Consider the following 12,976-nt stretch of genomic DNA (forward strand, 5'->3'; position numbering starts at 1 on the left):
GTAGTTGAACGACGAGCCGCCGAGGTTCGGGGGTCGCGCGCTGTCCCGGCCTCACGTCGCTCACCCGCCCATGCTGGCACCCCGCCCCCGCGCACCCGCCCCCTCGACCCGGCGTGTCGCCTTTGTCGCCCGCCGCGCGTCCCCGGAAGGGCGGCGCGCCTCGGGCCGGCGGCGGCCCCTCGAACGACCGGGGACGCCCGCGACGACGAAAGACGCCCGGGCCGCGACGGCGGCTCGGGCGTCTTTCGGTGCCTGGTCAGGCGGTCGGAAGGGCTCAGAGGCTCTTCATGATCTCCCGCATGAGGACGGCGGTCTCGCTCGGGGTCTTCCCGACGCGGACGCCGACCTTCTCCAGGGCCTCCTTCTTCGCCTGCGCGGTGCCGGCGGAGCCGGACACGATCGCGCCCGCGTGGCCCATCGTCTTGCCCTCGGGGGCGGTGAACCCGGCGACGTAGCCGACGACCGGCTTCGTGACGTTCTTCTCGATGTAGGCGGCGGCGCGCTCCTCGGCGTCGCCCCCGATCTCACCGATCATCACGATGGCGTCGGTCTCCGGGTCCTCCTGGAACGCCTTGAGGGCGTCGATGTGGGTGGTCCCGATGATGGGGTCGCCGCCGATGCCGACGCAGGTGGAGAAGCCGATGTCGCGCAGCTCGTACATCATCTGGTAGGTCAGCGTGCCCGACTTCGACACCAGGCCGATGCGGCCCGGGGTGGTGATGTCGGCCGGGATGATGCCCGCGTTGGACTTGCCGGGCGAGGCGATGCCGGGGCAGTTCGGCCCGATGATGCGGGTCTTGTTGCCCTTGGACTCGGCGTACGCCCAGAAGTAGGCGGTGTCGTGCACCGGGATGCCCTCGGTGATGACGACGCAGAGCGGGATCTCGGCGTCGATCGCCTCGACGACGGCGTCCTTGGTGAACTTCGGCGGGACGAACACGACGGACACGTCCGCGCCGGTCTCCTGCATCGCCTCCTTGACGGTGCCGAAGACGGGCAGCTCGGTGCCGTCGAAGTCGACGGTCGTGCCGGCCTTGCGGGCGTTCACGCCGCCGACGACCTGCGCCCCGGCGGCCAGCATGCGCCGGCCGTGCTTGGAGCCCTCGGAGCCGGTGATGCCCTGCACGATGATCTTGCTGTTCTCGGTGAGCCAGATGGCCATTGTCATGCACCTGCCGCGGCGAGTTCGGCGGCGCGCTTGGCCGCTTCGTCCATGGTGTCGACCTGCTGGACGCCGGTCAGCCCGGCGTCGTTCAGGATCTTGCGTCCGAGCTCGGCGTTGTTGCCGTCGAGGCGGACCACGAGCGGCCGGTCGACGGCCTCGCCGCGGTCGGCCAGCAGCTTGTAGGCCGAGACGATGCCGTTGGCGACGGCGTCGCAGGCGGTGATGCCGCCGAAGACGTTGACGAACACCGACTTGACGGCGGCGTCGGAGAGCACGATCTCCAGGCCGTTCGCCATCACCTCGGCGGACGCGCCGCCGCCGATGTCGAGGAAGTTGGCGGGCTTCTGGCCGCCGAACGCCTCGCCGGCGTAGGCGACCACGTCCAGGGTGGACATGACCAGGCCCGCGCCGTTGCCGATGATGCCGACGGAGCCGTCGAGCTTGACGTAGTTGAGGTCCTTGGCCTTCGCCGCCGCCTCCAGCGGGTCGGCCGCGGCCTTGTCCTCGAGCTTGTCGTGGTCCTGGCGGAACCCGGCGTTGTCGTCGAGGGAGACCTTGCCGTCGAGGGCCTTCACCTGGCCGTCGGCGGTGAGGATCATCGGGTTGACCTCGACCAGCGTGGCGTCCTCGTCGGTGAACACCGCCCACAGCCGCTCGATGAGCTCGGCGGCGCCGTCGAGCGCCTCCTCGGGCAGCCGGCCCTGCTCGGCGATCTGCCGGGCCTGGGCCCGGTCGACGCCGGTCAGCGGGGACACCGGCACCATCGCGAGGCGGTCGTGCGGGACCTCCTCGATCTCGACGCCGCCCTCGACGGAGCAGATGGACAGGAAGGTGCGGTTGGCGCGGTCGAGCAGGAACGAGAAGTAGAACTCCTGCGCGATCGCCGAGCCCTCCTCGACCAGGACACGGTGGACCGTGTGGCCCTTGATGTCCATGCCGAGGATCTGCCCGGCGAGGGCCTCGGCCTCGTCGGCGGTGTCGGCCAGCTTCACGCCGCCGGCCTTGCCGCGGCCGCCGGTCTTGACCTGGGCCTTGACGACGACCTTCTTGCTGCCCGCGGAGAACAGTTCCTCCGCGATGGCGCGCGCTTCCTGGGGAGTCGAGGCGACCTTGCCGGTGGGCACCGGTACCCCGTACTCGGCGAAGAGTTCCTTCGCCTGATGTTCGAACAGGTCCACGAGGGCGTCCTTAAAACGGATCGACAGCCAGATGACCACGCGAGTGGGGGTACACGGGTGTCCGTGCGGCCGGCACTCCGCGGTCCGCTCCGTCGATGCAGCCTAGTCAACCCCGGTCCGTGCTGCCGCCGCCGGGTCCATTTGTCGCCCCGAGTCCGGAAACCGCAGGTGCGGGCGGTGCGGTGGCGAGCGCGTACGCTCCCTCACGACGATGACTCGATTGGCATAGTTTGATGTACTTGCGTGAGGCCAGGGGGGAGACGAGGCCCATGGGGCGGCAGCGGGGGGACGTGCGTACCGCCGCCGCGCCCGCGCCCGCCGAGTACGTCCCCGCCCCCGTCCGGCGCCGCGCCGCGTCCGCGCGGCTGCGCGGGCGCCGGATCCGCCGCGGCGCCGCGTTCCTCGTCGTCGCCGCGCTCGTCGCCGTGGCCGGGGCGAACGTGCCGGAGCCGTCGGCGCCGGGCTGGGCGAGCCCGGGCCTGGTGGGCGGCGGCGGGTGGCCGTTCGCGGGCGTCCCGCTCGATCCGGACGACGCCGACGGCGCCGCGTACCTGCCCGACAGCTCGGCCGTGCGGCTCGCGAACGGGCGGGTGCTGCTCGTCCCGTCGGGTGAGGAGGCGCCGGTCACGGTCGCGGCGGACGATCCGCGGGTGGCGCAGGCGGTGCGGTCCGAGAGCGCGTGGCTGGCGTCCGGGACCGTCCCGGAGGGCCCGGCGGACTCCGGTTTCCGTGACATGGCGGCGCGCGCGCTGCTGGACCTGCGGCTGCTGACGCCGCCGAACGGCGCGTCCCTGGCGTCCTGGTACGGGGCATGGCGGTACTCATGGCCCCGCGACTCCGCCTTCGCCGCCGCCGCGTTCACCGTGACGGGCCATCCGTCGGAGGCGCGCCGCGTCCTGCGGTTCCTGGGGCGGGTCCAGACCGGCAACGGGCTTTGGGCCGCCCGGTACAACGCCGACGGGACGGCCGTGACGGACGGGCGGCCGCCGCAGCTCGACTCGCTCGGCTGGGTGCTGTGGGCGAGCTGGCTGTACCGGACGGAGAACCCCGGCGCCGACGACCTCCCGGACCTGTGGCCGATGGTGCGGCGCGCCGCCGACCATCTGGCCGGGTCGCTGGACGCGGAGGGCCTGCCGCCCCCGTCGTCCGACTACTGGGAACGCGATCACGGCCGCGAGCAGGACCCGCGCCGCCCGACGCTCGGGGTGGTCGGGCCGGTGCTGGCGGGCCTGCGGGCGGCGGCGGTCCTCGCGCAGGGCTACGGCGACGGCGCCAGGGCGGCGCAGTGGCGGGCGGCGGCGCACCGGGTGTCGGACGCGCTGGACCGGCAGTTCGCGCCCTACGGGTACCCGCGCTCGCCCGTGCAGGACGGGCTGATGGACACCTCCGTGACGTTCATCGCACCTCCGTTCGCGCCGGCGGACCAGGCCGTGACCGGGGCGATCGCGTCCGCCGAGCGCGCGCAGGCGCTGCCGAACGGGGGCGTGCTGCCGGGCGAGAGCTGGTCCGGGACGCCGGACGTCGCGTGGACGCCGGAGACCGCGCTGTTCGGGCTGTCGGCCGCGTCGGGCGGCCGGACGGCCGAGGCGCTCGCCCGCCTCGGCTGGCTGTCGGCGCACCGGACGTCGCTGGGCGCGCTGCCGGAGAAGGTGGGCCCGACGGGCCGCCAGGCGGGCGTGGCGCCGCTGGGCTGGACGGACTCGCTGGTGCTGCTGACGCTGGCGGCCCTGCGCGAGCCGCTGCCGGTCCCGCCCGCGTCCTGACCCCGGGGCCCCCGGGACCCCCGCTCAGGTGAACTGCTCGTAGCCCATCTTGAGCACGAGCGCGGCGACGACGCACAGCAGCACGACCCGGACGAACCCGGTGCCGCGGCTGATCGCCATGCGGGCGCCGAGCTGCGCGCCGGCGGCGTTGCAGACGGCCATGCCGAGCCCGATCGCCCACAGCACGTGCCCCTGGGCGGCGAACACGGCGAGCGCGCCGAGGTTGGTGCCCGCGTTGATGATCTTCGAGGTGGCGGACGCGTCGACGAAGTCCAGGCCGAGCAGCGCCGTGAACGCGATGACGAGGAACGTCCCGGTCCCGGGGCCGACGAGCCCGTCGTAGAAGGCGATCGCGACGCCGGGCACGACGATCGCGAGGGCCGTCCGGCGCCGGGTCCGCAGGACGAGCCGGGGGGCGCGGCCGAGGTCCGGCTTCAGCACGACGAGCGCGGCGACGGCGAGCAGCACCACCATGATCACCGGCTTGAGCACGTCGGACGAGATCGCCGCGGCGCACAGCGCGCCGCCGGCGGCGCAGCACACCGCGAGGGCCGCGGCCGGGCCGGCGACCCGGACGTCCGGTTTGGCCTTGCGGGCGTAGGCGACGGCGGCCGAGGCGGTGCCGGCGATGGAGCCGAGCTTGTTGGTGGCGAGCGCGGTCGCGACGGGCTGTCCGGGGTTGAGGAGCAGCAGCGCGGGCAGCTGGATCAGCCCGCCGCCTCCCACGACCGCGTCGACCCAGCCGGCCGAGGTGGCGGCGGCCAGCATGACGGGCACCTGCTCGGCGTACACGGGGGCTCCCGGGGGTAAGGGGTGTTAAGAGTATGACCATAACGCCCCGGGGTGCCTCGCCCGGCCGTCAGGCCGGCCACTCCCGCGCGAGGACCGCCCAGATCTGCTCGTCGCGGCGCTCACCGGCCAGCAGGTACGCGTCCCGCAGGACGCCCTCGCAGGTCATCCCGAGCCGCTTCGCCACCGCGGCGCTGGCGGTGTTGCGCGGGTCGCAGATCCACTCCACCCGGGCCATCCCGCGCACCCCGAACGCCCAGTCGATCATGTGCCGGACCGCGGTGGTGACCAGGCCGCGGCCCCGGGCGCCCGCGCCGAGCCAGACCCCGGCCTCGCAGACGCCGCGCGGGGCGTCGAACGTCCGGAAGACGGTCCCGCCCTCCAGCACGCCGTTCACCCAGATGCCGTAGACGCGGCCCTCGTCCCTGGCCTGCTTCTCCGCGTAGCCCTGCAAGAACTTTCGCGCGGTCGCCTCGTCGACGACGGTATGCGCCCACGGGATGTACTCGATGACGTCGGTCCGCACGCGCTCGGCGTGCGCGGCGAACTCGGCCGCCTGCCACGGCTCCAGCGGACGGAGCTCGGCGTCGTCGGCCAAGGTGACGGCGAACATGGAGGACCTCCCGGGGGGTACGTACCGAACGTTTGTTATGTATCCTACGGGACATGCCCGCCCGAGGTGATCACGACGCCCGCCGCCGCGACGTCTCCGAGGCCGTCTGGCGGGTCCTCGCCGACCGCGGCTTCGGCGGGCTGACGCTGCGCGCCGTCGCCGCCGCGATGGGCGCCTCGACCGGCCTGCTCACGCACTACTTCCCGAACAAGAAGGCGCTGGTCTCCTACGCCCTCGACGTCGCCGACGAGCGGACCGCGAGCCGGTCCCTGCGCGGCGCGGAGACCCGGGGCCTCGCGAGCCTCCGCGCCGCGCTGCTGGACGTCCTGCCGCTGACGCCGGAGGCCGCGGTGATGAACCGCGTGTGGGTCGGCTCGTGGGACGGCTCGCTCGCCGACCCCGAGCTGCGCGAGCGCGAGATGCGGCGGTACCGCGGGTGGCGGGCGCGGCTGCGCGTCCACGTCGCCGCCGCCGTCGAGCGCGGCGAGCTGCACGCCTCGTCCGACGTGGACGACGTCACCGCCGCCGCGGCCGCGTTCGCGCACGGCCTCGTCGTGCACGCCCTCTTCGACGCCGAGCGGTACCCGCCCGAGCGGCAGACCCGGATGCTCGACGCCTGGCTCGACGCGCTCACCCGCTGACCGGCGCCCCTGGCCGGCGCCCCTGACCGGCACGCCTGACCTGCGCGAGGGAACCGGCGGGACCCGTCGTGACCCGAACGTGACGGGCGGTCAGCATGATCGACGGGACCGGCGACGATCGGGAGGACGCATGGGACGTGTGAAGACCACCGGCTACGGATGGACCGGCTCCGTCCTGCCGCCCCTCGGCCTGGTCGGCGGCGCCGTGCTGGGCGCCGCCGCGGGCACGGCGCTGGGGGCCGAGGACGTCCTCCTGCCGCCGGCCGCCGGCATCCTGGTCGCCGAGCTCCTCGCCGCGGCGACGATGTTCCTCATCGGCCTCGCGAAGAACAGCACGCGGACGCCCGAGGGCCGCCGGGTGTGGACGAACACGCACAAGTACGGCAGGTACGGCGTCCAGTGGTCCGGCGTGACCGTCGCCCTCGCCTTCGCGACGCTCCCGTTCGCCGTCACGGTGGGAAAGCTGACCCAGCGGGAGCTGATCTGGGCGGGGCTGGTGGTGGCGTTCGCGGCGGGGGCCGGGATCAGCCGGCTGATCTACGTGAAGACCTGCGCGGACGCCATCGACCCATGAGGACGGCGGTGCCCGCCGCCACCGCCAGCAGCGCGGCGGCCAGCCCGAACGCGGCCTCGGCCGCCGACGCCGGTCCGTGCGGCAGCGCGCGGAAGAACGCGGTGCCGAGGACGGCGATGCCGAGCGTCCCGCCGAACTGCTGGACGGCGTTGAGCAGCCCCGCCGCGGACCCCGTCTCGTGCGGCCGGACCCGCGCCAGCGCCGCCGTGAAGAACGGGACCGTGAACAGCCCGTTCCCCGTCCCGGCCAGGGCCAGCGCGCCGAGCAGCGGCCACGGGTAGCCGTCCGGGTAGGCGCGGTAGACGGGGATCGCCGCGCAGACCCCGGCCAGCATGACCGCGAGCCCGGCGACCATCAGCCGCGGGCCGAAGCGCGGGACGAGCCGGGTCCCGGCGAGCCAGGACGCGGCGGCCATCGCGGCCGACCAGGGCAGCAGCGTGAGCCCGGCGGTCAGCACGTCCTGCCCGAGGCCCAGCTGGATCTGCAGGACGACCACGACCATCAGCCCGTTCATGACCGCGAAGAACAGCGCCGAGGTCGCGAGCGCGGCCGGGAAGCCCCGATCCGAGAACAGGCTCGGCTCGACGAGCGGAGCGGCGGCCCGGCGCTGGTGCAGGGCGAACACGGCGAGCAGCAGGGCGCCGCCGGCGAGCACCGCCCACATCCACGCCGGCCGGCCGGCCGAACCGCCCTGGATCAGCGGGTACACGATCATCGCCGCGCCGGCGGTGGCGAGCGCCGTGCCGGCGGCGTCCAGCCGGGGCCGGTGCTGCGCGCGGTCCTCCGGCAGCAACGGCACGGTCGCGAGCACCCCGGCGGCGAGAGGCAGGTTCACCAGGAACGCCGCGCGCCACGACACCGCGTGGGTGAGGACCGCCCCGAGCACCGGTCCGCAGATCGCCGACAGTCCCATCACCGGGCCGATGCTCCCGAACGCCTTCGCCGTCTCCGGCCCGTCGAACATCGCGCGGATCAGCCCGATCGTCTGCGGGATGATCAGCGCCGCCGCGGCGCCCTGCACCGCCCGCGCCGCGATCAGCGCGCCCGCCGACGGCGCCGCCGCGCAGCACGCCGACGCGACCGCGAACCCGGCGACCCCGAGCGCGAACACCCGCCGCCGCCCGGCGATGTCGCCGAGCCGCCCGCCGGTGATCAGCAGCACCGCGAACGGCAGCGTGTAGGCGGCGCTGAACCACTGGATCCCGGACTCGCCGCCGCCGAGGTCCCGCCGGACCACCGGCGCCGCGACCTGCACGATCGTCGCGTCCAGCAGGTTCATCGCCTCGGCCGCCAGCAGCGTGGCCAGGGCCGCCCACCGCCACCGGTGGACGGTCGCGGCCCGTGTCTCCTCCCGCACCCGCATGGCACGTCTCCTTTCGGTTCCGTGCCCCAGCCTCGAAGGGAGGCCGCAGTATGTTCCAACTACAGCGCTCAGATGGCGGATATCTTCCATCCGGGCGGCCGAAATGAGGGATCGTGATGCTGGACGAGCTGGACCGCGCCGTCATCCACGCGCTGCACATCGACGGGCGCGCCCCGTTCAGCCGCATCGCGGACGTCTGCGGCGTCTCGACGCAGACCGTGGCCCGCCGCTACCGGCGGCTGCGCACCGAGGCGGGCCTGCGCGTCGTCGGCGTCCTGGACCGCGACACCGGCCCCGAGACGCACTGGACGGTCCGCCTGACCTGCACTCCGGCCGCCACCCAGGCCCTCGCGCACTCGCTCGCCGCGCGGCCCGACACGTCCTGGGTGAAGCTGACGTCCGGCGGGACGGAGATCTTCGCGATCGTGCACGTCCCGGACGGCGCCGGGGGCGCGGGCGCCCCGCACGCGATGCTGCTGCACGACGTGCCGCGCCGCGCGGGCATCACCGCCGTGTCGGCGCACTGCCTGCTGCACACCTACCTCGGCGGACCGACCGCCTGGCGCGGCATCACCCGCGCGCTGACCCCCGAGCAGGAGGAGCGGCTGCGGCCGCCCGCCTCCCCTGCCGCGGACCCGCGCCCGCTGACCGCCGCGGACCGCGCGCTGCTGGACGTCCTGCGGCACGACGGCCGCGCCGCGCACACCGACCTCGCCGCCGCGACCGGCTGGTCACAGGCGACGGCCGCGCGCCGCCTCGCCGGCCTGCGCGCGAGCGGCACGCTGTTCTTCGACGTCGAGGTCGACTCCACCCTGCTCGGCGGCACCGCGCAGACGCTCATCTGGATGTCGGTCGACCCGGGGCGGCTCGACGACGTCGCCACCGCCCTCGCCGGGCACGACGAGCTCGCCGTCGTCGCCGCGACCACCGGCCCCACGAACCTGCTGGCGCAGGCGCTCTGCGACGGCCCCGCCGACCTGCACCGCTACCTCACCCGCGAGCTCGGCGCCCTGGACGGCGTCCGGACCCTGGAGACCGCGCCCGTCCTGCGCACCCTCAAGCGCGCCGGTGCGGTCAGAGCTTCTCCACCGGCGCGAACCGCAGGACGAGGCGCTTGACGCCGTACTCGCCGCCGAAGTCGACGCTGGCGGCGGCCTTGTCGCCGGCGCCGTCCACGGACACGACCGTGCCGAGGCCGAACGAGTCGTGCGTGACCTTGTCGCCCGGCGCCAGCGCCGGGACCTCCCGGTTGCCCGGCGACTTCACGCCGGGCCGGGCCGCCATCCGCGACATCGCCGACGACGACGCGGACGACGCCTCCCGCTCCCAGTCGATCAGGGTGCCGGGGACCTCGCCGAGGAACCGGGACGGCGGGTTGACCTGCGGCGCGCCCCACGAACTCCGCATCGTCGCCCGGGACAGGTAGAGCCGCTGCCGCGCGCGCGTGATGCCGACGTAGGCGAGGCGGCGCTCCTCTTCGAGCTCCTTGGGGTTGCTCATGGCGCGCAGGTGCGGGAAGACCCCGTCCTCCATGCCGGTGAGGAACACCACGGGGAACTCCAGGCCCTTCGCGGTGTGCAGGGTCATCAGCGTGACGACGCCCTGGTCGGTCTCCTCGGGCTGCTCGCCCGGGGGGACCGGCCCGCCCTTCGCGCCGCCGGGGATCGAGTCGGCGTCGGCGACCAGCGCCACCTGCTCCAGGAAGTCGGGCAGCCGCCCCTCGGCGGACTCGCCGTCGAGGCGCTCCTCGAACTCGCGGGCGACGGCCTCCAGCTCGCGGAGGTTCTCCACGCGGGTCTCGTCCTGCGGGTCCTTGGATGCCTGGAGCTCGGCGAGGTAGCCGGACTTGTCGAGGATCTGGACGACCAGGTCGGCCGGGGTGAGCGACGCGGCGGCAGCGCCCAGCTCGTCCAGCAGCAGGACGAACTCGCGGACCGCGTTGATCGACCGGGTCGCCATCCCCGGGACGTCCTCGGGGACGCGCAGCGCCTGCCAGAACGAGACGCGCTCGCGGGACGCGTACGCCTCGACGCACGCCTCCGCGCGGTCGCCGATGCCGCGCTTCGGCACGTTCAGGATGCGGCGCAGCGAGACGGTGTCCTCGGGGTTGGCGAGGACGCGCAGGTAGGCGAGGAGGTCGCGGATCTCCTTGCGCTCGTAGAAGCGGACGCCGCCGACGACCTTGTAGGGCAGCCCGACGCGGATGAACACTTCCTCGAACACACGCGACTGCGCGTTGGTGCGGTAGAACACCGCGACGTCGCCGGGGCGGGCGTCGCCGGCGTCGGTGAGCCGGTCGACCTCGTGCGCGACGAACGCGGCCTCGTCGTGCTCGTTGTCGGCCACATAGCCGGTGATCTTGTGGCCCTCGCCCTGGTCGGACCAGAGCCGCTTCGGCTTGCGGTCGGCGTTGCGCTCGATGACCGCGTTCGCCGCCGACAGGATCGTCTGCGTGGAGCGGTAGTTCTGCTCCAGCAGGATCGTCGTCGCGTCGGGGTAGTCGCGCTCGAACTCCAGGATGTTGCGGATCGTCGCGCCGCGGAACGCGTAGATCGACTGGTCGGCGTCGCCGACGACGCACAGCTCGGCGGCGCCGACCCCCTCGACCGGCGCGGTCAGCTCGCGGACCAGCTCGTACTGCGCGTGGTTGGTGTCCTGGTACTCGTCGACGAGGACGTGCCGGAACCGGCGCCGGTAGTGCTCGGCGGCCTCCGGGAACACCTGCAGCAGGTTGACCGTCATCATGATCAGGTCGTCGAAGTCCATCGCGCCGGCCTGCTGCAGCCGCGCCTGGTACATCTCGTACGCCTCGGCGAGCGTCTGCTCCATGTGCGTGGACGCGCGGTTCTTGAACGTCTCGTAGTCGATCAGCTCGTTCTTCAGGTTCGACACCTGGGCGCTGAACGACTTCGGCGGGTACCGCTTGGGATCGAGGTCCAGCTCGCGGCAGACCAGCGCCATCAGGCGCTGCGCGTCGGCCTGGTCGTAGATCGAGAAGCTCGTGGGGAAGCCGAGCCGCTTGGCCTCCCGGCGCAGGATCCGCACGCAGGCGGAGTGGAACGTCATCACCCACATGGCCCGCGACCGCGGCCCGACGAGGGCGTCGACGCGCTCCTTCATCTCGGCGGCGGCCTTGTTGGTGAAGGTGATCGCGAGGATCTGGCCGGGGTGCGCGTCCCGCTCGCTCAGCAGGTGGGCGATGCGGTGGGTGAGCACGCGGGTCTTCCCCGACCCGGCGCCCGCGACGATCAGCAGGGGGCCGCCGGAGTGCACGACGGCGGCGCGCTGCTGCTCGTTCAGGCCGTCGAGCAAGGGGTGAGCTTCGGTCTTCGACATCACGTGCGAGTGTACGGCGCCGCGCCGACGTTTTCGGCGGCCTCGCCGCCGCGCGCGGGTCGCCGGCCGCCCCCGGGGCCCGCCGGTCCGGATGAGGACATGGCCTCCACCGGCGCCGTCCGCGGCCGCGTAGGGCCACGGTCACCGACCTCGGCGTCCGGCTCACGTTCGTGCCGTCGGTCGTGCTGAACGGCCCGGCCGACGCCCGCGCCAGGACGGACCTGGCGGGCACCACCCCCGTCGCCCGCAACGCCAACGGCGACTTCGTGTTCACCCCCAACTCGCCGCAGTTCGACTGCGCGCACACGTTCGCGGTCGTCCGCGAGACGATCGCGATGTACGAGCGGCACAACGGCGCAATCCCCTTCCCTTCGCGTGGAACGTCGGCGGCAACACCGACCCCATCACGGTGTTCCCGCACGCCGGGGCGGGCGCCAACGCGTTCTACAGCCGGACGGCCAAGGCCCTGAAGTTCCTGTTCTTCACGCCCCAGGGGCAGCCGCCGTCCAGCGTCCTCTACACGTGCCGGTCGCTCGACATCGTGTCGCACGAGACCGGGCACTCCGTGCTGGACGGGCTGAAGCCCGGCTGGCTGTCGGCGGGCAACTCGCCGCAGACCGGCGGCCTGCACGAGTCGTTCGGCGACCTCACAGCGGGACGTGTACCTGTTCGAGACGGCCCGGCAGCGCCGCACCAAGGACCCGTCGATCGTGCTGATGGAGGTCGCGCAGGGGCTCTGCAAGCTGCTGTTCGACGCGATCGTGGCGGCACCGGCGACGGGCGCGCGGTACGTGGACGTCGCGAACCAGATGCTGCAGATCTCGGCGGGCCGGGGCGACCCGGTCGGGGCGGACCTGCCCGGGTACCGGGTGACGGTGGACGACCCGGACGGCGCCGCCGCGCCCCGCGTCTACGAGGTGCGCGGCGACCCGTCCGAGCCGTCCCCGATCGGCGTCCTGCTCGACGAGCCGGGGCTCGGCGGGCCTGCGGGCGGCGGGCCGGGGGGCGGCGGGCCCGGCTGATCAGGTCTTGCGGTGCTCGCGGGCGGACTCCGCGGCCAGGTGGACGGTGGGGAGGTCGGCGCCCGTCGCGGCCATGGACGCGGCGGCGACCGCGCCCTCGACCAGCGGCGCGTCGGCGAGCAGGACGCCCTCGCCCTCGGCGTCCTCGATGAGCATCTTGGCGGTGAGGACGGAGCTGCCGATGTCGGCGAGCAGCAGCACGCCGTCGCCGCCGTCGGCGCGCTGCACGGCGTCCTCGACGAGGTCGATGCTGGTGCCGAGGCCGCCCTCGGAGTCGCCGCCGGCGGGCTCGACGACGGCCTTCCCGACGCCCATGGCGCGGGCGACCTCCGCGACGCCCTCGGCGAGCGTCCGGCTGTGCGAGATGATCACTATTCCGACCACGGGTTCACTCCCGTCCGGTGACGTCGGCGAGGGCGCGCAGGACGAGCGCGGTGGACGAGGCGCCGGGGTCGAGGTGGCCGGCGCTGCGCGGGCCGAGGTAGCTCGCGCGGCCCTTGCGGGCCTGCATCGGGACCGTCGCGGCGGCGCC

13 protein-coding genes are annotated in these 12,976 nt (G+C 74.0%); 5 read left to right on the forward strand and 8 right to left on the reverse strand.

The window, feature by feature from the left end:
* Positions 1-274 precede the first annotated feature (274 nt).
* On the reverse strand, positions 275-1,162 hold the full coding sequence (sucD, locus tag ABZ914_RS33830; RefSeq protein ID WP_190868516.1) for a succinate--CoA ligase subunit alpha: 888 nt from the start codon (positions 1,160-1,162) through the stop codon (positions 275-277).
* Between the two features lie 2 nt (positions 1,163-1,164).
* Positions 1,165-2,343, reverse strand: coding sequence for an ADP-forming succinate--CoA ligase subunit beta (gene sucC / locus ABZ914_RS33835; protein WP_500198255.1), 1,179 nt, complete (start codon positions 2,341-2,343; stop codon positions 1,165-1,167).
* Between the two features lie 269 nt (positions 2,344-2,612).
* Between sucC and ABZ914_RS33840 the strand changes: the two genes are divergently transcribed.
* A complete protein-coding gene (locus tag ABZ914_RS33840) occupies positions 2,613-4,106 on the forward strand; it encodes a glycoside hydrolase family 15 protein (RefSeq protein ID WP_500198246.1) in 1,494 nt (497 codons plus the stop codon).
* Positions 4,107-4,130: 24 nt separating this feature from the next.
* On the opposite strand, the gene ABZ914_RS33845 is transcribed toward ABZ914_RS33840, so the two are convergent.
* Together ABZ914_RS33845 and ABZ914_RS33850 are read right to left on the reverse strand one after the other, a co-directional pair.
* On the reverse strand, positions 4,131-4,898 hold the full coding sequence (locus ABZ914_RS33845) for a sulfite exporter TauE/SafE family protein (RefSeq protein ID WP_500198247.1): 768 nt from the start codon (positions 4,896-4,898) through the stop codon (positions 4,131-4,133).
* A gap of 67 nt (positions 4,899-4,965) precedes the next feature.
* Positions 4,966-5,508: a GNAT family N-acetyltransferase gene (locus ABZ914_RS33850; protein ID WP_500198248.1), complete on the reverse strand. Its 543-nt coding sequence runs from the start codon at positions 5,506-5,508 to the stop codon at positions 4,966-4,968.
* A gap of 53 nt (positions 5,509-5,561) precedes the next feature.
* Here ABZ914_RS33850 and ABZ914_RS33855 point away from each other — a divergent pair, with 53 nt between their 5' ends.
* Positions 5,562-6,149 carry a TetR/AcrR family transcriptional regulator gene (locus ABZ914_RS33855; protein ID WP_500198250.1) on the forward strand — a complete coding sequence of 196 codons (588 nt, stop codon included), beginning with the start codon at positions 5,562-5,564 and terminating at the stop codon, positions 6,147-6,149.
* Between the two features lie 130 nt (positions 6,150-6,279).
* Positions 6,280-6,723, forward strand: coding sequence for a hypothetical protein (locus ABZ914_RS33860; RefSeq protein WP_500198251.1), 444 nt, complete (start codon positions 6,280-6,282; stop codon positions 6,721-6,723).
* Here the strand turns inward: ABZ914_RS33860 and ABZ914_RS33865 are convergent.
* Positions 6,674-8,086: an MFS transporter gene (locus ABZ914_RS33865; protein ID WP_500198253.1), complete on the reverse strand. Its 1,413-nt coding sequence runs from the start codon at positions 8,084-8,086 to the stop codon at positions 6,674-6,676. The genes ABZ914_RS33860 and ABZ914_RS33865 overlap by 50 nt on opposite strands.
* A gap of 116 nt (positions 8,087-8,202) precedes the next feature.
* Here ABZ914_RS33865 and ABZ914_RS33870 point away from each other — a divergent pair, with 116 nt between their 5' ends.
* On the forward strand, positions 8,203-9,204 hold the full coding sequence (locus ABZ914_RS33870; RefSeq protein ID WP_500198257.1) for an Lrp/AsnC family transcriptional regulator: 1,002 nt from the start codon (positions 8,203-8,205) through the stop codon (positions 9,202-9,204).
* Here ABZ914_RS33870 and pcrA read toward each other — a convergent pair.
* Positions 9,161-11,422: a DNA helicase PcrA gene (gene pcrA, locus ABZ914_RS33875; protein ID WP_433141845.1), complete on the reverse strand. Its 2,262-nt coding sequence runs from the start codon at positions 11,420-11,422 to the stop codon at positions 9,161-9,163. The genes ABZ914_RS33870 and pcrA overlap by 44 nt on opposite strands.
* A gap of 659 nt (positions 11,423-12,081) precedes the next feature.
* Here pcrA and ABZ914_RS33880 point away from each other — a divergent pair.
* Positions 12,082-12,444: a hypothetical protein gene (locus ABZ914_RS33880; protein ID WP_500198254.1), complete on the forward strand. Its 363-nt coding sequence runs from the start codon at positions 12,082-12,084 to the stop codon at positions 12,442-12,444.
* Here ABZ914_RS33880 and dhaM read toward each other — a convergent pair whose 3' ends face one another.
* Together dhaM and ABZ914_RS33890 are read right to left on the reverse strand one after the other, a co-directional pair.
* Positions 12,445-12,828, reverse strand: coding sequence for a dihydroxyacetone kinase phosphoryl donor subunit DhaM (dhaM, locus tag ABZ914_RS33885; protein ID WP_190863342.1), 384 nt, complete (start codon positions 12,826-12,828; stop codon positions 12,445-12,447). It lies immediately after the preceding gene.
* 4 nt (positions 12,829-12,832) lie between these two features.
* Positions 12,833-12,976: DAK2 domain-containing protein (locus ABZ914_RS33890; protein WP_500198258.1), on the reverse strand; the 144-nt coding region annotated here is incomplete at its 5' end.

Origin of the sequence: Spirillospora sp. NPDC046719, assembly GCF_040645715.1 — a bacterium.
Classification (GTDB): domain Bacteria; phylum Actinomycetota; class Actinomycetes; order Streptosporangiales; family Streptosporangiaceae; genus Spirillospora.

What these genes read in the sequence shown, in the direction of transcription:
- sucD (WP_190868516.1), bottom strand. Translation starts at nt 1,162, where the DNA reads ATGGCCATCTGGCTCACCGAGAACAGCAAGATCATCGTGCAGGGCATC.
- ABZ914_RS33840 (WP_500198246.1), top strand. Translation starts at nt 2,613, where the DNA reads ATGGGGCGGCAGCGGGGGGACGTGCGTACCGCCGCCGCGCCCGCGCCC.
- ABZ914_RS33850 (WP_500198248.1), bottom strand. Translation starts at nt 5,508, where the DNA reads ATGTTCGCCGTCACCTTGGCCGACGACGCCGAGCTCCGTCCGCTGGAG.
- ABZ914_RS33855 (WP_500198250.1), top strand. Translation starts at nt 5,562, where the DNA reads ATGCCCGCCCGAGGTGATCACGACGCCCGCCGCCGCGACGTCTCCGAG.
- ABZ914_RS33860 (WP_500198251.1), top strand. Translation starts at nt 6,280, where the DNA reads ATGGGACGTGTGAAGACCACCGGCTACGGATGGACCGGCTCCGTCCTG.
- ABZ914_RS33865 (WP_500198253.1), bottom strand. Translation starts at nt 8,086, where the DNA reads ATGCGGGTGCGGGAGGAGACACGGGCCGCGACCGTCCACCGGTGGCGG.
- ABZ914_RS33870 (WP_500198257.1), top strand. Translation starts at nt 8,203, where the DNA reads ATGCTGGACGAGCTGGACCGCGCCGTCATCCACGCGCTGCACATCGAC.
- pcrA (WP_433141845.1), bottom strand. Translation starts at nt 11,422, where the DNA reads ATGTCGAAGACCGAAGCTCACCCCTTGCTCGACGGCCTGAACGAGCAG.